The following is a 17,444-nucleotide window of genomic DNA, read 5'->3' as shown; positions in this document are numbered from 1 at the left end:
GATGTTGCCGTTCTGGATCGCCCTGCAGTTCCTCAGCAGTCTGCCGGTGCGCTTGCCGGGCATGCCGGAGCCCCGGGAGATGGGGCGTTCGCTGTTGTGCTATCCGCTGGTAGGGCTGCTGTTTGGCCTGTTCCTGTGGCTGGCCAGCCATCTGTTGCATGGCACTGCAGCGCCCTTGCACGCGGCCTTGCTGCTGGCGCTGTGGGTGCTGCTCAGCGGCGGGCTGCACCTGGACGGCCTGGCTGACAGCGCCGACGCATGGCTGGGGGGCTTCGGTGATCGCGAGCGCACCTTGCAGATCATGAAGGACCCGCGCAGCGGGCCGATTGCCGTGGTCACGCTGGTGCTGGTATTGCTGCTGAAGTTCTGTGCCCTCTGGGTGCTGGTCGAGCGGGGCGCTGGCGGCCTGCTGGTACTGGCGCCTGTGGTGGGAAGGGCGGCGATGCTTGGGCTGTTTCTCGGCACGCCTTACGTGCGTGCGGGTGGACTGGGTGCGGCCCTGGCCGAACACCTGCCCCGGCGCGGCGCGACCTGGGTATTGTCGGTTTCTGCGCTGGCCGGACTGGCATTGGGAGGCTCGGCGGTGCTGTGGCCACTGCTGGCGGCGTTGGTGGTATTCGTGTGGCTGCGTAAGCTGATGTGCCGTCGCTTGGGTGGAACCACAGGAGATACGGCCGGGGCGCTGTTGGAACTGCTGGAATTGACGGTGGTAATTACCCTGGCACTACGCGCATAGCTTCAGACCGACACGTTCCCCTGTGTAGGAGCGGCCTTGTGCCGCGAAAGAGCCGCCTAGCGGCCCCAGGATTTCAGCGTTAATGCAATGATCGCCGGGGCCGCTTTGCGGCCCTTTCGCGGCACAAGGCCGCTCCTACAGAAAGCGGACGTGTCCTGCATGGATCTCGGAAACCATCCCCACGTATTGCGGCTATCCTCGTTCGCCCCTCCAAATATCAGGAGCCCCTGCCATGCACCCCTGGATACTCGCCAGCCTGCTGGCCCTTGCCGCCATACCCGCCACCGCCGCCGACCTGATCGATTTCTGGAACACCCCCCGCCACGGCGGCAACAGCTTCAACCGCCTGCCCCCGGACCAAACCTACTTCGATGCCCTGAAAGGCTACGGCGCCAGCTGGGTGCGCCTCTCCTACGATAAATGGCACCCGGCCGAACGCGATTTCCTGCTGGGCAACGCCGACGATTACCAGGGCTTGGCCGACGCCGACCTGAAGCAGCTCATTGCGGCGCTGGATCGCGCCCACGCTGCCGGCCTCAAGGTGGTCATCACACCACTGTCGCTCCCCGGCATGCGCTGGGCGCAGAACAACCAGAATCGCTTCGACGACAGGCTATGGCAGGACAAGCGCTACTGGACCCAGTCCGCCCGTTTCTGGCGAGACGTTGCCCAGGCCCTCAAGGATCACCCGGCCGTTGCCGCCTACAACCTCATCAACGAGCCCGCACCCGAGAAGCACGGCGGCCTGGCCGAGCACGCCGACCTTGATCGGATGAAGCAGTGGTACGCCCGCGAACAGGGCGGGGCGCGTGACCTGCCGGCGCTCTATCGGCAGTTGCTGGCGGCGATCCGTGAGGTCGACGGCAAGACGCCGATCATGGTCGATGCTGGCTGGTACGCCGCGGCCGATGCCTTCGGCTACTGGCCCAAGGCACTGGAGGATGAGCGTGTGCTGTACAGCGTGCACATGTACGAACCCTATGCCGCCACCAGTGCGCCTAATCTTGCCCGCCAGCAACCCTTCGCCTATCCGGGGCCAGTGCCGTTTGCCGGGCAGACCCGGCAGTGGGGTGCCGAACAGGTAGCCCGTTATCTTCAGCAACCGGTGGACTGGGCTGATTCGATCAAATTGCCGCGTTCGCGGCTGGTGGTGGGCGAGTTCGGCTGCATGCGCCGGCTGCCCGGGTGCCAGCAATACCTGGAGGATGTGCTCACAGTGCTGGATCGCCAGCAATTGCATTGGGCCTTCTACAGCTTCCGCGAGGACAGTTGGGATGGCATGGATTACGAGTTGGGTTCGGCCAAGGTGCCGTGGCGCTATTGGCAAGCCATCGAGAACGCCGCGCCGGACCCTTTGCCGCGCAAGGCCACGGCCGAGTTCGAGCCGATCCGCCAGCGCCTGCAGCCTGACCCGACACCGTGAAATTTCTTGCAACATCCATAATGCGGGTATATACACGTAACCATGCTGACCAGTGAATGCATCTGTACCCATCTGCGTCGCGCCGCCCGTGGGGTGAGCCGGCATTACGACGAGGCCCTTGCCGGCTTCGGCATCAATGTCGCCCAGTTTTCCCTGCTGCGCCATGTGCAGCGCCTCGACCGCCCCAGTATCACCTGCCTGGCCGAGGCCATGGGCCTTGAGCGAAGCACTCTGGGCCGCAACCTCAAGGTGCTCGAGGCCGATGGCTTGGTGCGTCTTGCCGACGGCGACGACCAGCGCAACCGCGTGGTGCTGCTGAGCGAGGCGGGCAGAGCGCGCCTGGACGCCGCCTACCCGGCCTGGCAGCAGGCCCAGGCGCAGTTGGTGGAGCGACTGGGTGAAAGCCAGCGTGACGAGTTGGTGCGCTTGCTGGAGCAGCTTGCCTGAACGACTACGACATAAAGCGGGTATATACCCGTATCAACCTTGCGATGGGCTGGAGACAACGACAATGACTTCCCTTTGGCGGAGCAGCGGTTGGGTACTTCTGGGGGCGGCGCTGATCCTGGCGCTGTCGCTGGGGGTGCGACATGGTTTCGGCCTGTTCCTGGCGCCGATGAGCGCCGAGTTCGGCTGGGGCCGCGAGGTGTTCGCCTTCGCCATCGCCCTGCAGAACCTGATCTGGGGCTTGGCCCAGCCGTTCACCGGCGCCCTGGCCGACCGCCTGGGCGCGGCCAAGGTGGTGGTGATCGGCGGCATTCTCTACACCGCCGGCCTGGTGATGATGGGCATGGCCGATTCGGCCTGGTCGCTGTCGCTGAGCGCCGGCCTGCTGATCGGCATCGGCCTGTCCGGCACCTCGTTCTCGGTGATCCTCGGCGTGGTCGGGCGCGCGGTGCCGCCGGAAAAGCGCAGCATGGCCATGGGCATCGCCAGCGCCGCCGGCTCCTTCGGCCAGTTTGCCATGCTTCCCGGCACCCTCGGCCTGATCCAGTGGCTGGGCTGGTCGGCGGCGTTGCTGGTGCTGGGCCTGATGGTGGCGCTGATCGTGCCGTTCGTAGGTATGCTGCGTGACCGACCGCTGCCCAGCCATGGTGCCGAACAGAGCCTTGGCCAGGCGCTGCGCGAGGCCTGCTCGCACTCCGGTTTCTGGCTGCTGGCGTTGGGCTTTTTCGTCTGCGGCTTCCAGGTGGTGTTCATCGGCGTGCACCTGCCGGCCTACCTGGTCGACCAGCACCTGCCGGCGATCACCGGCACCACCGTGCTGGCGCTGGTCGGCCTGTTCAACATCGTCGGCACCTACACCGCCGGCTGGCTCGGCGGGCGCATGTCCAAGCCGCGTTTGCTGACCGCCTTGTACCTGCTGCGCGCCGTAGTCATCGTGCTGTTCCTCTGGGCGCCGGTGACCCAGTTCAGTGCCTACCTGTTCGGTATCGCCATGGGCCTGCTGTGGCTGTCCACGGTGCCATTGACCAATGGCACCGTGGCTACGCTGTTCGGCGTGCGCAACCTGTCGATGCTCGGCGGCATCGTGTTCCTGTTCCACCAGTTGGGCGCGTTCCTGGGTGGCTGGCTGGGCGGGGTGGTGTATGACCAGACCGGCAGCTACGACCTGGTGTGGCAGATCTCGATTCTACTCAGCCTGCTGGCCGCGGCGTTGAACTGGCCGGTGCGCGAGCGCCCGGTCGCCCGCCTGCAGGCCCAGGCCGCATGAACCGCCTGCTCGGGCGTGGCCTGCTGCTGGTCGCCGCAGTGCTGGTGCTGGCGCTGGTGTGGTGGGGCTGGCACAAGGGCGGGCTGGCGTTGATGCAGTTGGGCATGAGCCTGTGTTAAGCGCTACCCTGCACAGTCAAGGAACCATGTGCAGGAGACCGCTATCATGCATGCCCGTTGGCTGACCCTCCCCCTGCTGGCCCTGGCCGCCGCCACTTCGAGCTGGGCGGCCGATTGCCCGGCGCTGCTCCAAGGCAGCCTGCCGGAGCTGCGCGGCAAGGAGCAGATCGACCTGTGCCAGCGCTTTGCCGGCAAGCCGCTGGTGGTGATCAACACCGCCAGCTACTGCGGCTTCGCCCCGCAGTTCGAAGGCCTCGAAGCGACCTACAAGGACTACCGCGAGCAGGGCCTGGAAATGCTCGGCGTGCCGTCCAACGACTTCAAGCAGGAAGATGCCGACAGCGACAAGACCGCCAAGGTCTGCTACGCCAACTACGGCGTGACCTTCACCATGACCAAGGCCCAGCCGGTGCGCGGCAAGGACGCGATCCCGCTGTTCGTCGAACTGGCCCGGCAGAGCAGCGCGCCGAAGTGGAACTTCTACAAGTACGTGGTGGACCGCAAGGGCAAGGTGATCGGCAACTTCTCCAGCCTGACCAAACCGGATGATCCGGCGTTCAGGGCGGCGATCGACAAGGCGATTGCTTCGCAGCCTTCAGAGCAATAGGTCCGGCCTGGGCCGGTAATGACCTGATATTTTTGCCAGTTTTCCTCGGTGGCGAAGGGGTTCAGCCTTGCTGAAACATCTCGTTCGCCCGGAGGGCATCATGGCAATGAACTATCTAACGGCATGCGATCAGCAACATTCCGTTCTGGCGACGGCAGATACTGCTCGAAGCTATCCGCCTTATGGTGCATTGTCAGCAGCTACTGGCCCACGGTTGGCATACTGTGGGCAACTCCGTGAGACATTGACGGGGGCTTATTACCTGGGTAATGGACATCGCAGTTACACCCCCCGTTTGATGCGGTTTATATCTCCAGATGCGTTAAGCCCGTTTGCAAAAGGAGGGGTTAATGCGTACGCCTATTGTACGGGCGATCCGATAAACTATCAGGATCGTACTGGTCGTGCGCCTGGGCCCGTGCTTCGACGTAATTATACTTTGCCGGACATTGGTGAGCCTGGTTGGAATCTTCGAGGTAATATGTTCCGTAACGTTACTGGATCTGAGGGTAATTACCCAATATCGAGCTCGACGCAAACTTATAGCTCGAGCTCTGAGTCCGTGCTGGTAGATCCCTCGTGGGGAGATGATGCTGCTCAGGCATGGATGTATAGTTCAGCAGCTTTAGCCGTTGGTCATACATTGGCTGGATTTAGACAGATGAGCCATAACCCAAGGGCAGCGGTTGCTAACTTTGGCGCAGCAGGTGTTCATGCCGTCGGTACCGGAGTCGCGGGGGTAGTATATTCAATGGGGGTAGCTGGTTCTTTGCCGATGAGTACTGCTGATCAATGGTTATATGGGCTTGGTTCCGGTCTTGTGCTGGGGGCACAGATTGCAAGTACCAGTGCTGCAGTTCACATGTCTAGGTCTACGCCAAGTGCTAATGGCGGGCGGTCGGATAATAGTGTCGAAATGCGAGTATTAAATTCAGGTGATAGTTCTTCGACAGTTCCAGCTGGAAATAGTGATGCGAGCAGGCTACTGCGCGAAAACAACTGAGCACCTTTTGGAAACAGTCAAAATCGAAAGGTTCGTCCAGATTCCAGGGGCCGGGTGACGACTTTACTGCATCGGCGCACGCTTGTTGGGGTGTGAAGTTCATGCTTATGGATCTGGGCGAACAATGGCCTGTGCAGGCATGAAAAAACCGCCACGAGGGCGGTTTTTTCATGCAGCGGGTGCCACTCAGAAGCGGTAGGTCAGCGAAGCACCAACGCCGTGGGCGCTGTTTTCGTACTTGGCCTGGTAGCTGCCCTTGAGGCCAGCTTCGGTCGCGCTGTGCGGCTGGTTGTTGACCTTGGTGTCCTCTTCCCACAGGTAGGAGTAGGCCACGTCGATGGTCATGTCGTCGGTCGGGCTCCAGCCGGCGCCGATGCTGAAGATCTTGCGATCGCCAGTAGGGATGCGCGGGGAGCGGTTGGTATTGTTGGTCGGCGACTGGTCAACCGAGAAGCCGGTACGCAGGACCCACTCCTTGTTCACCTTGTAGGAGGCGCCGATGGCGTGAGCCCAGGTGTCGTGCCAGTTCTGTTCCTCGGTGATGGTCGCGAACTGCCCGGCAGGGCCTGCCGGCACTTCGTTGTTGACCGTGATGTTCTCCAGGCGGCTCCAGCGGGTCCAGGTGCTGCCCGCGTACAGGGTCCACTGGTCGTCCAGTTCGTGGGTGACCGAGAAGTCCACCGACTCGGGGGTCTTGATCTTCAGGGTGGCATCGAACTTGTTGCCGTCCAGGCCGAGCAGCGGGTAGCTGACCTTGGTCTTGCCTTCGAGCTTGTAGTCGACCATCGAGTGGTAGGTCAGGCCGACGCGTGTGCGATCGGTGGCCTGCACCAGGATGCCGATGTTGTAGCCGACGGCGGTGTCGTCGCCCTTGATCTTCACCTCGCCATCAGCCGGACGCAGCGGCGAGATACTGGCCAGGTTCGAACCCAGCTCGCCCTTGATGCGGTTGATGGTCGGGCCGAAACCGATCGAGACCTTGTCGTTGAACGCATAGCTCACGGTCGGCTGGAAGGTCACGACCTCGACATGGCTCTTCTTGCCCCAGTAGCGTGCGGCATCGTCGCTACCGTAGTCGGTGACCAGGCCGAACGGCACGTAGACGCCGAAACCGACGCTCCAGTGATCATCGATGGACTTGACGTAGTAACCCATCGGCACGCCGACCACGGGCACCATGTCACCGTCCATTTCCCCCCCTTTGTTACTGCCGCGTCCGGAAATATCGGACTTGGCGATGACCGCGGCACCACCGACGGTCATCTGGTCGCGCTTCAGGCGGGCCATGCCCGCCGGGTTGCCATACACGGTGCTGGCATCTTCGGCAGAAGAAGAACGACCCGCGAAACCTGTCCCCATGCCGCTGACGCTCTGTTCGTTCAGGGCAAAGCCGCTGGCGAGCAATTGGCTGGAAGCGAGGGCAACGGCAATGCCGAGAGAGGTTTTGAGCATAACTTTTTTCATTATTAGAAAACTCCTTGGGATCTCCGGGGCGAAAAGCTACCAACAAATGCCGCGCTGCGCTATAGGCTGAAACTCAGGAGATAGAGCGGTTTTGTAGGACAATCCGACCAAAATTCCGTTTATTCCGGTTGTAGGACGCGGTTGCTCAGGAGGCTGGGGTGAGCATCGGTTCGATACAGTGGTGCCAAGCCTGGGTGAAATCCCGCAGGCGCCCCTGGGGCTGGAAGGTCTGCCGCCAGATCCGCGCCAGGCCCAGCAGATCGTCGGCCGCCGGCAAGGGCATGGCCTGCTCTTCGATCAGCATCCAGGCGATGGCGGTGGCGTAGCGCAGGTTGACGGTGAGTTCGAGGTGCGGGCCGCCGAGGAAGGCGTGCTGACTGGCCAGGCCACGCACCAGGCTGGCCAGATCGGGATCGCGGGCCAGGTATTCGTCCCACAAGCAACGGTGACGATTCCCACCGATCCTGTAGAGTCCATGGCCACGTCGGTCATGCAGGGCGGCGCCCAGTGCGGACTGGCTCGCGGCAACGCCCAGTAACAAAGCTTCGGCGCTGTCGCAGTGGCGACCCAGGTAGATCAGGGTCGGCCGGATCACGTATCGACTCAACTCGTTCGCAGCGATGCCCATGATGCCCTCTGCTGGATGCCCTCTGCTGGAAAGGGCCGACGGGCGCTGGAGCTTGGCAGCTGGTGAGTGGTCAGGCCCGCCGGAAGCGGCAGGAGCCGCTCGAGTTGAAGTGTAGTGTGATAACTGTGGTGTAAAGGGCTGTTTTTAAATCGATTGCAGCCCGAAGGCGCGGGGCATATGCCCGCTGGCGATTAGGCCAATTACCTTCAGGCTGGGTGTTGCATGGCGTATTCATGGCGTGAATCACCCGCCATTCGTTCATGCGGTCAGCGACTGGCGGGTGCGCTCGATCACCGCCTGCAGCGGTTCGGCCCGGTTGTATTGTTCCGGGTAGAGGCGCTCGCTGTGGCAGGCGATGCCATGCTCGTCGACCAGGGTGAAGCTGAAGCTGCCCTTGCGAGGGGCAACGATAAGGCACTTCAGTGGGGCGAAGGCCTGGGAAAGGGTGCCAAAGGCAGCCTGGATCTGTTGATGGTTACTCATATTGTTGGATGTTCCTGCGTAAGACACGGTGTTTGATCCGTGCACAATAGAAACGTTCCAGTGACGTCTTTATTAAGGAGACGCAGAACCTGACTGGAACAGGGCAGCCAGAGGGGCGCATGCAATAGGTGGGCGCTGGGCTGACTGGTAGGTACGACAGAAGGCAGGCAGCACACCGACACCAGGGTTCTGGGCGTCGGGGAAGATCCTGATCAATCTGAAACGTGATTCGTGCTGGGCAAGGTCTGCCGAGTGAATCATCGAATGGGCCGGTCCCGATGGGGCAGCGTCTGCTCGGTGTCGAGCACAGTGCTGCAGGGACTGAGTGGCCAGAATGACTTCAGCTGGGTACTAACGGGGCGCAACCCTACACGAACTTTTCGGGGTTGGCAAGCTTTTGGCTTTTCTGGCGGGAAGCCGATCATTATGTCGTCAATCGTGCCTGCTGTGAAGAGGGGGAAATGCCCGGCCAATTGCCCGCTTGTCCCGTTTTCGTGCACTGCGATGCCGTTTGTTGGTGCAGTTGTACACACTCGGCTGAACAGTTGTAACCCTCCTGCAACATCCTGTGGACGGCTCGCCAATGACTTGACTGGGGGCTTAAGTCAATGAAAAAAAACACTAATTTTTGCTGGTGAAAAAATCGACAGTTTGACTGAAAGCCCCATTTCACAGGGGTTTGCGGGCTGCCTCAAGGGGTTGTCCACCGAGTTATCCACAGGTTCTGTGGATTGTCCCGGGCGCTTGCTCTAGTACGGGCGTGCCAGCTGTTTCATCGATTGTCCGACAATTGGTGGGTGAGGGTGGCATGCGCATTTTCCCTGGGAAAACGTCAAGAAAAAATCATGGAAAAAAATGTCGATCAGCCGAAAGTCGCTCGGGCCAGTCCGCAAAAAATGGAGTAGAGTGGCGCGCCTCTCGAGTCACCCTTGCTGTTGGTCATGAAGCTTCGCGGTAAACACCTCGCCAGTCCTGATGCCTCGTCATCGCTGCCTTCCCCCAAGCGCTTTTCCCTGAAAGTGGCCCTGTGGCTGCTCGACAGCCCGCGTCTGGGCGACAAGCCCAGCGTCAAGCACCTGGCCGGGCGCATGCTCAAGCAGCCGGCGCGCCAGGGCGTGGTGGTGGCGCAGAGCCGCCTGGGGCAGATGCTTTGCCGCGATTGCGGCAATGCCCGCGACCGGCGCATCGGCCATGAACTGCTGCGCCAGGCGGCCCGCGCCGGTGATCGCCGGGCCCAGTTGGAATATGGGCGGTTGTGCCAGGCCCAGGAGCCGGAGCAGGCCCGCTATTGGCTGGAGCTGGCGGCGGGGCAGGGCTCGCAGGAGGCGCGGCGGTTGTTGCGCCAGTGGTTTAGTTGTTAGCCGGATATCAATTTTCGCGTTCCCCCCTGTAGGAGCGGCCTTGTGCCGCGAAAGGGCCGTGCAACGGCCCCGACGATCTTTGCGTCAACGCTGAACCTCGGGGCCGTTAGACGGCCCTTTCGCGGCACAAGGCCGCTCCTACAGGGGGCACCGACCAGGCAACCCCGCCACCAGGCTGATAAGCTGCGCAGCATTCGTCAATGTTCGATCGGGGTAAGCATGACAGTGGATCTGACCAGCATTCTGCTGGGCTTGGTGGCGGGCGCCGTGCCCTGCCTGGGCTGGGTCATGCAGGTGCAGCGCGGCCAGGGCGCGCGCAAGGCCGAGCAGGCCTTGCTCGAAGAACGCCTGAATGCCGCCCAGCTGACCCAGGCCGGCCTGCAGGCGCAGCTGGAGGCCAGCCGCGACGAGATCAGCGACCTCAGCGAGGCCAACGCCGTCAAGCAGACCCAGCTGGCCGCCCAGGGGCGGGAACTGGAACTGCTGCAGATCGACCGCGACAACGCCCGTGACGCCGCCCATGCCTGGCACCTCGAGCGCGCCAACCGTGAGGCCGAGCTGCGCCGTCTGGAAGCCCAGACTGCGCGCCTGGAGGCCGAGCTGCGCGAGCAGCAGGAGAGCCACCAGCAACGCCTCGAGGACTTGCAGGAAGCCCGCGACACCCTGCGCGCGCAGTTCGCCGACATGGCCACCAAGATCTTCGACGAGCGCGAGCAACGCTTCGCCCAGACCAGCCAGCAGCACCTGGGCCAATTGCTCGACCCGCTCAAGGAGCGTATCCAGGCGTTCGAGAAGCGCGTCGAGGAAAGCTACCAGCAGGAGGCCCGCGAGCGCTTCTCCCTGGGCAAGGAACTCGAGCGCCTGCAGCAGCTCAACCTGCGCCTGTCCGACGAGGCCACCAACCTCACCCAGGCGCTCAAGGGCCAGAAGACCCAGGGCAACTGGGGCGAGCTGATCCTGGAGCGGGTGCTGGAGCACGCGGGCCTGGAGAAGGGCCGCGAGTACCAGACCCAGGTCAGCCTGCGCAGCGCCGATGGCGAGCGCTTCCAGCCCGATGTGCTGATCATGCTGCCGGGCGACAAGCAGGTGGTGGTGGACGCCAAGGTCAGCCTGACGGCCTACCAGCAGTTCGTCGGCAACAACGACGAAGCCGCGCTCAAGCAGCACGTGCAGTCGCTGCGCAACCACGTCAAGGGCTTGTCGAGCAAGGACTACAACCGCCTGGAAGGCCTGCACAGCCTCGACTTCGTGCTGCTGTTCGTGCCTATCGAGGCGGCCTTCTCGGCGGCACTGCAGGCCGAGCCCAACCTGTTCCAGGAGGCCTTCGACCGGCAGATCGTCATCGTCAGCCCGACCACCTTGCTCGCCACCCTGCGGGTGATCGACAGCTTGTGGAAGCAGGAACGCCAGGGGCAGAACGCCCGGGAGATCGCCGAGCGCGCCGGCTGGCTGTACGACAAGTTCGTGCTGTTCATCCAGGACCTGGACGAGCTCGGCGCACGCCTGGCCCAGGTGGACAAGGCCTACGCCGCGGCGCGCAACAAGCTGTGCGAGGGGCGCGGCAACCTGGTCAGCCGCAGCGAGCAGCTCAAGCTGCTCGGCGCCCGGGCCAGCAAGAGCCTGCCGGCCGATTTGATCGAGCGCGCCCTGAGCGACGAGGCGCTTACTGAACCAGGCTCAGATGCCGATTGAGCAGGGCGCGCAGGGCCGCCGGCTTGACCGGCTTGGCCAGGTAGTCGAGGCCCGCGGCATGCACCAGGGCGATGGTCTCGTTGCGTCCGTCGGCGCTGATCACCACGCCGGGCACCGGCTCGCCCAGGCGCGCCCGTAGCCAGCCCATCAGCCCGGTGCCGGTCTCGCCGTCATCCAGGTGGTAGTCCACCAGTGCCAGGTGCGGGCGCAGGCCCTTGCCGAGCAGGGCCTCGCATTCGGCCTGGTTGCGCGCGGTCCACACCTGGCAGCCCCAGCGGCTGAGCAGGCTGTTCATGCCGATCAGGATGCTGTCCTCGTTGTCCACGCACAGCACCTGCAGCCCGGCCAGGGGTTGCCCGGCCTGCTCCACGGGGGCGGGCGTCGCGGGCGCGGGGCTGTGGGCGATGGGCACGCTGACGCGGAACACGCTGCCCTTGCCCGGCCAGGAGCGTACCTCCAGCGGATGCCCGAGCACCCGGCACAGGCCGTCGGCGATCGCCAGGCCCAGGCCCAGGCCCTTCTCGGCGCGGGTCTGGTGGCTGTCCAGGCGCTTGAACTCCTGGAAGATCACCTGCAGCTTGTCGTCGGCGATGCCCGGGCCGCGGTCCCACACCTCCAGCCACAGGCGTCCGCCCTGGCGCCGCGCACCCAGCAGCAGCGGGCTCTTGCCGTAGCGAAGGGCGTTGGTGAGGAAGTTCTGCAGCACCCGGCGCAGCAGTTTCATGTCGCTGTCCACCCGCAGGCGGCTGCCGCGCAGGCGGAACTCCAGGCCTTTCTCGGCGGCCAGCACCTTGAACTCGGCGCCGAGGGTGTCGAACAGCTCGTTGAGGGCAAAGGGCTTGATGTCGGGGGTGACCTTGCCGTTCTCCAGGCGCGAAATGTCGAGCAGGTCGCTGATCAGCTCTTCGGCCGAGCGCAACGAGCTGTCCATGTGCTGCACCAGTTGCCGGGCCTCGTCGTTCATGGCCTCGGCCTGCTGCGACAGGGCGGCGGAGAACAGCCGGGCGGCGTTGAGCGGCTGCATCAGGTCGTGGCTGACGGCGGCGAGGAAGCGGGTCTTGGACTGGCTGACCGCCTCGGCGCGGCTCTTGGCCTCGGTCAGCGCCTGGTTGAGCTGCGAAAGCTCATGGGTGCGCTCGGCGACGCGCTGCTCCAGGCCCTCGTTGGAGTCGCGCAGGGCCTGCTCGGCCTCGCGGAACGGGGTGATGTCGGTGAAGCTCATGACGAAGCCGCCGCCGGGCATGGGGTTGCCGATCAGCTCGATCACCCGGCCATTGGGGAACAGCCGTTCGGAGGAGTGGGCGCGCCCCTGGCGCATCCAGTGCAGGCGCCGCGCCACATGCACCTGGGCCTCGCCCGGCCCGCACAAGCCGCGCTCGGCGTTGTAGCGGATGATGTCGGCAATCGGCCGGCCGACGCTGATCAGCCCGTCGGGGTAGTTGAACAGCTCCAGGTAGCGGCGGTTCCAGGCCACCAGGCGCAGGTTCTGGTCGACTACGCTGATGCCCTGGTTGATGTTCTCGATGGCGCCCTGCAACAGCGCGCGGTTGAACTGCAGCACCTCGCTGGCTTCGTCGGCGATGCGCACCACGTCCTCGAGCTGCATGTCGCGGCCTTCGATGGCGGCCTTGACCACGGCGCGGGTCGAGGAGGTGCCGAGTACGCCGGCCAGCAGCCGTTCGGTGTGCTCGATCCAGTCGCCGTCGGCGTTCTGGTTGGGGTTGAAGCCCTTGCCCTGGCGGTAGGCGAAGCGGATGAAACTTTGCCGGGCGCGCTCCTCGCCGACGAAGCGCGCGGCCAGCTTGAGCAGGTCGTCGATCTGCACCGCCAGCAGGGGTTTGCTGGAGGGGCGGGCGCTGGTCTGCTGGCCGATGAAGCGTCCGGCCTGCCAGTGTTCGGAAACCCGCGTGCGCGACAGGATCGAGACCCAGGCGAACAGGGTGAAGTTGCCCGCCAGCGACAGCACCACGCCCTGGGTGAGCGGGGTGATCGGCAGGTTGAGCGGGTTGCCGTGCAGCCAGGCCAGGCCCGGGAACAGTTGCAGCGACCAGCCCAGGCTGTGGGCGGCGATCGGCAGCACCAGGGTGTAGAACCACAGGAAGATGCCGGCGGCCAGGCCGGCGAACACGCCACGGCGGTTGGCCTGCTTCCAGTACAGCGCGCCGAGCATCGCCGGGGTCAGCTGGGTCACCGCGGCGAAGGCGATCTGGCCGATGGTCGCAAGGCTTGCGGTGGAGCCGAGCAGGCGGTAGCTGACGTAGGCCAGCAGCAGGATGACGACGATGGTCACCCGGCGCACCGAGAGCATCCAGTGGCGGAACACCTCAAAGGGTCGCTCGGCGTTGTTGCGCCGCAGCAGCCAGGGCAGCAGCATATCGTTGGAGACCATGGTCGACAGCGCCACGGCCTCGACGATGACCATGCCGGTGGCCGCCGAGGCGCCGCCGATGAACGCCAGCAGGGCCAGGCTCGGGTGGGCCTCGGCCAGCGGCAGGCTGATCACGAACGAGTCGGAGATCACCGTGCCCGGCAGCAGCATCTGCCCGGCCAGGGCGATGGGCACCACGAACAGCGCGGCCAGGGCCAGGTACAGCGGGAACACCCAGCGCGCCAGGCGCATGTCCTGGGGCTCGATGTTCTCCACCACGGTGACGTGGAACTGCCGTGGCAGGCAGATGATTGCCATCATCGCCACGGCGGTCTGCACCACCATCGACGGCCAGTTGATGGTCTCTTCCCAGTAGTCGCTCAGGTGCACCGACTGCTGGGCCTGGGTGAACAGGTCGTCGAAGCCGTCATACAGGTTGAACACCACGAAGGCGCCCACGGCGAGGAAGGCCAGCAGCTTGACCAGCGACTCGAAGGCGATCGCCAGGACCATGCCGCGGTGGTGCTCGGTGACGTCCAGGCTGCGGGTGCCGAAGACGATGGCGAACAGCGCCAGCACCAGCGACACCACCAGCGCGGTGTCCTGCACCCGGCTGCCGGTGGCATCGGCGTTGGCGCCGATCAACAGGTTCACCCCCAGCACGATGCCCTTGAGCTGCAGGGCGATGTACGGCAGCACGCCGACCAGGCAGATCAGCGCCACCACCACCGCCAGGGTCTGCGACTTGCCGTAGCGGGCGGCGATGAAGTCGGCGATCGAGGTGATGTTCTGCTGCTTGCTGATCAGCACCATCTTCTGCAGCACCCAGGGCGCGAAGATCAGCAGCAGCACCGGCCCCAGGTAGATGGGCAGGAACGCCCAGAGCTGCTCGGCGGCCTGGCCGACCGCGCCGAAGAAGGTCCAGCTGGTGCAGTACACCGCCAGCGACAGGCTGTACACCCAGGCACGCAGGCGCGGCGGCAACGGCGTGCTGCGGCGGTCGCCATAGAAGGCGATGGCGAACATGATGGCCATGTAGGCCAGGGCGACCACGGCGATCAGCCCGCTGGACAACGACATGCAAACTCCGGAGCAAAAATAGAAACGCGGTCCCGATCAATCAGTCTGGCACGCAGGGCGCGGTTCGTCAGCGCCGACCATGGTCGCAGTGGCAGGACGTCGCAGGGCCCCGCGCTGGCATCACTCGGGTCGGCGCGTCCCCAGCCAGTAGAACACACCTGCCAGTATCACCGACCCGATCAGCAGATAGAACACCGCCACCGGCACCAGGTGCCCCAGGGCGGCGCCCACCAGCACCGGCCCCAGTGCCGCGCCCAGGTTGCCCAGGTTCTGCGCGCCGTAGTAGATACCGCGCAGGTGCTCCGGGGCGATCAGGTCGATGAACATGTACTCTGCCGGAATCACGATGATCTCGCCCAGGGTGAACACCAGCATCGCCAGGCACCAGGCCAGCGCCGTGCCGGCCAGGGAAAAGCCCAGCAGCCCGGCGACGAACAGGCCCATGCCGGCCATCAGCCAGGGCATCAGCCGGCGCCGGTCGATGCGCTTGCCGATCAGGTACTGCAAGGCGATCACCGTCACTGCGTTGGTGGTCACCAGGTAGCCGACCAGCCGCGCCGCCTCGGCGGGGTTGCGGGTCACCACCAGGTACTGCGACAGGTAGGCGGTGAACTGGCCGAACACCACCGCGCTGAGCACACCGCCCAGGGTGAAGCACACCAACCGCCGGTCGCGCAGCAGGCCCAGGGCCACCTGGCCGAAGCCGGCGCCGGGTTGCGGCCGGTCCTGGGGCTGCAGGTCGCGAACGCCCAGGCGTTGGTAGGCCAGGCACATGGCGAGGCCGATCAGTGCCGAGACCACGAAGGGCAGGTGGCCGTCCACCTCGATCAGGGCCACGCCGAGCATCGGCCCCACGGCATAGGCGATGTTGCTCAGGGTGTACTTGATGGCGAACACCTCGGCGCGCTGCTCCACCGGCAACAGGGCGCAGAAGGCGGCCTTGGCGGCGATGTCGACCAGCGCCAGGGCCAGGTTGATCACCACCAGGCAAAGGAAGAACAGCGCGGCTGAGCGACTGGCGATGGCGCCGACGAAGGCCAGGGCGAACACCAGCAGGCTGGCGATCACCAGGGTGTGGTTGCGCACGGTGTCGACCAGGTGTCCGCCGTACAGGCTCAGCAGCGAGGCGACGATCAGGGCGCCGCCGATCACCAGGCCGATACGGCCGACCGAGAGCTGGAAATTGTCGGCCAGGTAGACCACCAGGTAGGGCAGGGTGATCGCTCGGGCCATGGTCAGGGTGAAGGTGGTGAGCAGGAGCAGGCGTACCGGGTTGGGGTAGCGCTTGAGGGCGGTGAGCATCGACAGGTCCTTGTCATTATTGTCATCAGGAAAACCGCGCCAAGCATATTCCAGGGGCTATACGTTTAGCTATATCTGCAAAACAGATAACAGATAGAGAAATTACCCGTTATATAGATATTCTTCGAAGGCATAAGATAAATCCACCTTACACAAGGCCAGGAGACATCCCATGCCATGCACCCAGACCCGCGCCCCCTCGTGGCGCCCGTTGAGCCATCTGGCCCATCCCCGCGAAGTGATTCGCCAGTTCACCCCCAACTGGTTCGCCGCGACCATGGGCACCGGCGTGCTGGCCCTGGCGTTGCACCAGGTGCAGGTGCCAGTGCTGGATACCCTTGCCCAGGGCCTGTGGTGGCTGACCATTGGCTTGTTCACCCTGTTCTGCGTCTTGTATGGCGCCCGTTGGGTGATGTTCTTCGACGAGGCGCGGCGGATCTTTGCCCACTCCACCGTATCGATGTTCTTTGGCACCATTCCCATGGGCCTGGCCACCATCCTCAATGGCGCCCTGGTGTTCGGCCTGGCGCGTTGGGGCGAGGCGGTGGTGCCGTGGGTGGAAATGCTCTGGTGGCTGGACGTGGGCCTGGCGCTGCTGTGCGGCGTGGCCATTCCCTACCTGATGTTCACCCGTCAGGAGCACAGCATCGACCAGATGACCGCGGTGTGGCTGCTGCCGGTGGTGGCGGCGGAAGTCGCCGCCGCCAGTGGCGGCTTGCTGGCGCCGCACCTGGTGGATGCGCATCGGCAGTTCCTGGTGGTGATCACCAGCTATGTGATGTGGGCGGTGTCGTTGCCGGTGGCGTTCAGCATCCTCACCATCCTCATGCTGCGCATGGCCCTGCATAAATTGCCGCCGGCGAACATGGCCGCCTCCAGCTGGCTGGCGCTGGGCCCGATCGGTACCGGCGCGCTGGGCATGCTGGTGCTCGGCGGCGATGCCCCTGCAGTATTTGCCGCCAATGGCCTGGGCGGCCTCGGCGAGGTGGCCCGCGGGTTGGGGCTGGTGGCCGGTATCGTGCTCTGGGGCGCCGGCTTGTGGTGGCTGCTGACGGCGGTTCTGATCACCGTGCGCTACATGCGCCAGGGCATGCCGTTCAACCTGGGCTGGTGGGGGTTCACCTTCCCCCTGGGGGTGTACTGCCTGGCCACCCTGAAGCTGGCGGCCTGGTTGGGACTCGGTTTCTTCAGCGTGTTTGGCCTGGTACTGGTGGTGGCGCTGGCCTTGCTCTGGGCGGTGGTGGCCAGCCGTACCGTGCAGGGTGCCTGGCGCGGCGAGCTGTTCGTATCGCCGTGTATCGCGCAGCACTGACTTTATTGTGCTTTGTGGGGGGCTTTGTGGGAGCGGGCTTGCCCCGCGATAGGGGCGACAGGCCTTATCGCGGGGCAAGCCCGCTCCCACAAACCCGCCCTCACAAGTTCCTTGTGCCTATGGACATTCCCGTGCAGATTTGTGGCTTATCA

At 64.4% G+C, this 17,444-nt stretch carries 15 protein-coding genes; 10 read left to right on the top strand and 5 right to left on the bottom strand.

The features are described from left to right. Position 1 precedes the first annotated feature (1 nt). The 7 genes from K2O50_RS19990 (at position 2) to K2O50_RS19965 (ending at position 5,602) form a co-directional block, all read left to right on the top strand. Positions 2-736, top strand: coding sequence for an adenosylcobinamide-GDP ribazoletransferase (locus K2O50_RS19990; RefSeq protein WP_050704555.1), 735 nt, complete (start codon positions 2-4; stop codon positions 734-736). Positions 737-1,034: 298 nt separating this feature from the next. Continuing rightward, positions 1,035-2,159, top strand: a complete 1,125-nt coding sequence (locus tag K2O50_RS19985; protein ID WP_371263130.1) for a glycoside hydrolase family 5 protein — start codon at positions 1,035-1,037, stop codon at positions 2,157-2,159. Positions 2,160-2,201: 42 nt separating this feature from the next. Continuing rightward, on the top strand, positions 2,202-2,606 hold the full coding sequence (locus tag K2O50_RS19980) for a MarR family winged helix-turn-helix transcriptional regulator (protein ID WP_050704557.1): 405 nt from the start codon (positions 2,202-2,204) through the stop codon (positions 2,604-2,606). Between the two features lie 64 nt (positions 2,607-2,670). Then, complete coding sequence (locus tag K2O50_RS19975; RefSeq protein ID WP_050704558.1) at positions 2,671-3,873, top strand: MFS transporter; 1,203 nt, start codon at positions 2,671-2,673, stop codon at positions 3,871-3,873. Next, on the top strand, positions 3,870-3,992 hold the full coding sequence (locus tag K2O50_RS26740) for a hypothetical protein (RefSeq protein WP_256205968.1): 123 nt from the start codon (positions 3,870-3,872) through the stop codon (positions 3,990-3,992). The genes K2O50_RS19975 and K2O50_RS26740 overlap by 4 nt, the downstream gene beginning before the upstream one ends. 46 nt (positions 3,993-4,038) lie before the next feature. Continuing rightward, the gene (locus K2O50_RS19970) at positions 4,039-4,599 is read left to right on the top strand and encodes a glutathione peroxidase (protein ID WP_050704559.1); all 561 of its coding nucleotides are present in this window, start codon (positions 4,039-4,041) and stop codon (positions 4,597-4,599) included. A 100-nt stretch (positions 4,600-4,699) separates the two neighbouring features. After that, a complete protein-coding gene (locus tag K2O50_RS19965) occupies positions 4,700-5,602 on the top strand; it encodes an RHS repeat-associated core domain-containing protein (protein ID WP_177330830.1) in 903 nt (300 codons plus the stop codon). 186 nt (positions 5,603-5,788) lie between these two features. Here K2O50_RS19965 and K2O50_RS19960 read toward each other — a convergent pair whose 3' ends face one another. From K2O50_RS19960 to K2O50_RS19950, 3 genes are all read right to left on the bottom strand, one after another. Further along, entirely contained in the window at positions 5,789-7,066 is a 1,278-nt protein-coding gene (locus tag K2O50_RS19960) for an OmpP1/FadL family transporter (protein ID WP_050704560.1), read from the bottom strand. A 145-nt stretch (positions 7,067-7,211) separates the two neighbouring features. Then, complete coding sequence (locus K2O50_RS19955; RefSeq protein ID WP_050704561.1) at positions 7,212-7,694, bottom strand: hypothetical protein; 483 nt, start codon at positions 7,692-7,694, stop codon at positions 7,212-7,214. 258 nt (positions 7,695-7,952) lie between these two features. Continuing rightward, a complete protein-coding gene (locus tag K2O50_RS19950) occupies positions 7,953-8,177 on the bottom strand; it encodes a hypothetical protein (RefSeq protein WP_050704563.1) in 225 nt (74 codons plus the stop codon). Positions 8,178-9,118: 941 nt separating this feature from the next. Here K2O50_RS19950 and K2O50_RS19945 point away from each other — a divergent pair. Together K2O50_RS19945 and rmuC are read left to right on the top strand one after the other, a co-directional pair. Next, positions 9,119-9,538: a tetratricopeptide repeat protein gene (locus K2O50_RS19945; RefSeq protein ID WP_050704594.1), complete on the top strand. Its 420-nt coding sequence runs from the start codon at positions 9,119-9,121 to the stop codon at positions 9,536-9,538. A gap of 333 nt (positions 9,539-9,871) precedes the next feature. After that, the gene (gene rmuC, locus K2O50_RS19940) at positions 9,872-11,230 is read left to right on the top strand and encodes a DNA recombination protein RmuC (protein ID WP_162232952.1); all 1,359 of its coding nucleotides are present in this window, start codon (positions 9,872-9,874) and stop codon (positions 11,228-11,230) included. Here rmuC and K2O50_RS19935 read toward each other — a convergent pair. Both K2O50_RS19935 and K2O50_RS19930 read right to left on the bottom strand, forming a co-directional pair. Beyond that, positions 11,202-14,678: a PAS domain-containing hybrid sensor histidine kinase/response regulator gene (locus tag K2O50_RS19935; protein ID WP_050704565.1), complete on the bottom strand. Its 3,477-nt coding sequence runs from the start codon at positions 14,676-14,678 to the stop codon at positions 11,202-11,204. The genes rmuC and K2O50_RS19935 overlap by 29 nt on opposite strands. Positions 14,679-14,798: 120 nt before the next feature. Further along, complete coding sequence (locus tag K2O50_RS19930) at positions 14,799-15,980, bottom strand: MFS transporter (RefSeq protein ID WP_050704566.1); 1,182 nt, start codon at positions 15,978-15,980, stop codon at positions 14,799-14,801. Positions 15,981-16,152: 172 nt separating this feature from the next. Between K2O50_RS19930 and K2O50_RS19925 the strand changes: the two genes are divergently transcribed. Continuing rightward, entirely contained in the window at positions 16,153-17,292 is a 1,140-nt protein-coding gene (locus K2O50_RS19925) for a TDT family transporter (RefSeq protein WP_050704567.1), read from the top strand. Positions 17,293-17,444: the final 152 nt, after the last annotated feature.

The sequence above is a fragment of the Pseudomonas sp. 2hn genome (assembly GCF_019646095.1).
In the GTDB taxonomy this organism is placed as follows: Bacteria; Pseudomonadota; Gammaproteobacteria; order Pseudomonadales; family Pseudomonadaceae; genus Aquipseudomonas; species Aquipseudomonas peradeniyensis.
Note: the sequence above shows the minus strand (reverse complement) of the source record. Positions and strands in the feature narration are given on the sequence as shown.

What these genes read in the sequence shown, in the direction of transcription:
- K2O50_RS19990 (WP_050704555.1), top strand. Translation starts at nt 2, where the DNA reads ATGTTGCCGTTCTGGATCGCCCTGCAGTTCCTCAGCAGTCTGCCGGTG.
- K2O50_RS19960 (WP_050704560.1), bottom strand. Translation starts at nt 7,066, where the DNA reads ATGAAAAAAGTTATGCTCAAAACCTCTCTCGGCATTGCCGTTGCCCTC.
- K2O50_RS26740 (WP_256205968.1), top strand. Translation starts at nt 3,870, where the DNA reads ATGAACCGCCTGCTCGGGCGTGGCCTGCTGCTGGTCGCCGCAGTGCTG.
- K2O50_RS19945 (WP_050704594.1), top strand. Translation starts at nt 9,119, where the DNA reads ATGAAGCTTCGCGGTAAACACCTCGCCAGTCCTGATGCCTCGTCATCG.
- K2O50_RS19950 (WP_050704563.1), bottom strand. Translation starts at nt 8,177, where the DNA reads ATGAGTAACCATCAACAGATCCAGGCTGCCTTTGGCACCCTTTCCCAG.
- K2O50_RS19925 (WP_050704567.1), top strand. Translation starts at nt 16,153, where the DNA reads ATGCCATGCACCCAGACCCGCGCCCCCTCGTGGCGCCCGTTGAGCCAT.
- K2O50_RS19955 (WP_050704561.1), bottom strand. Translation starts at nt 7,694, where the DNA reads ATGGGCATCGCTGCGAACGAGTTGAGTCGATACGTGATCCGGCCGACC.
- K2O50_RS19930 (WP_050704566.1), bottom strand. Translation starts at nt 15,980, where the DNA reads ATGCTCACCGCCCTCAAGCGCTACCCCAACCCGGTACGCCTGCTCCTG.
- K2O50_RS19975 (WP_050704558.1), top strand. Translation starts at nt 2,671, where the DNA reads ATGACTTCCCTTTGGCGGAGCAGCGGTTGGGTACTTCTGGGGGCGGCG.
- K2O50_RS19980 (WP_050704557.1), top strand. Translation starts at nt 2,202, where the DNA reads ATGCTGACCAGTGAATGCATCTGTACCCATCTGCGTCGCGCCGCCCGT.
- K2O50_RS19935 (WP_050704565.1), bottom strand. Translation starts at nt 14,678, where the DNA reads ATGTCGTTGTCCAGCGGGCTGATCGCCGTGGTCGCCCTGGCCTACATG.
- K2O50_RS19970 (WP_050704559.1), top strand. Translation starts at nt 4,039, where the DNA reads ATGCATGCCCGTTGGCTGACCCTCCCCCTGCTGGCCCTGGCCGCCGCC.
- K2O50_RS19965 (WP_177330830.1), top strand. Translation starts at nt 4,700, where the DNA reads ATGGCAATGAACTATCTAACGGCATGCGATCAGCAACATTCCGTTCTG.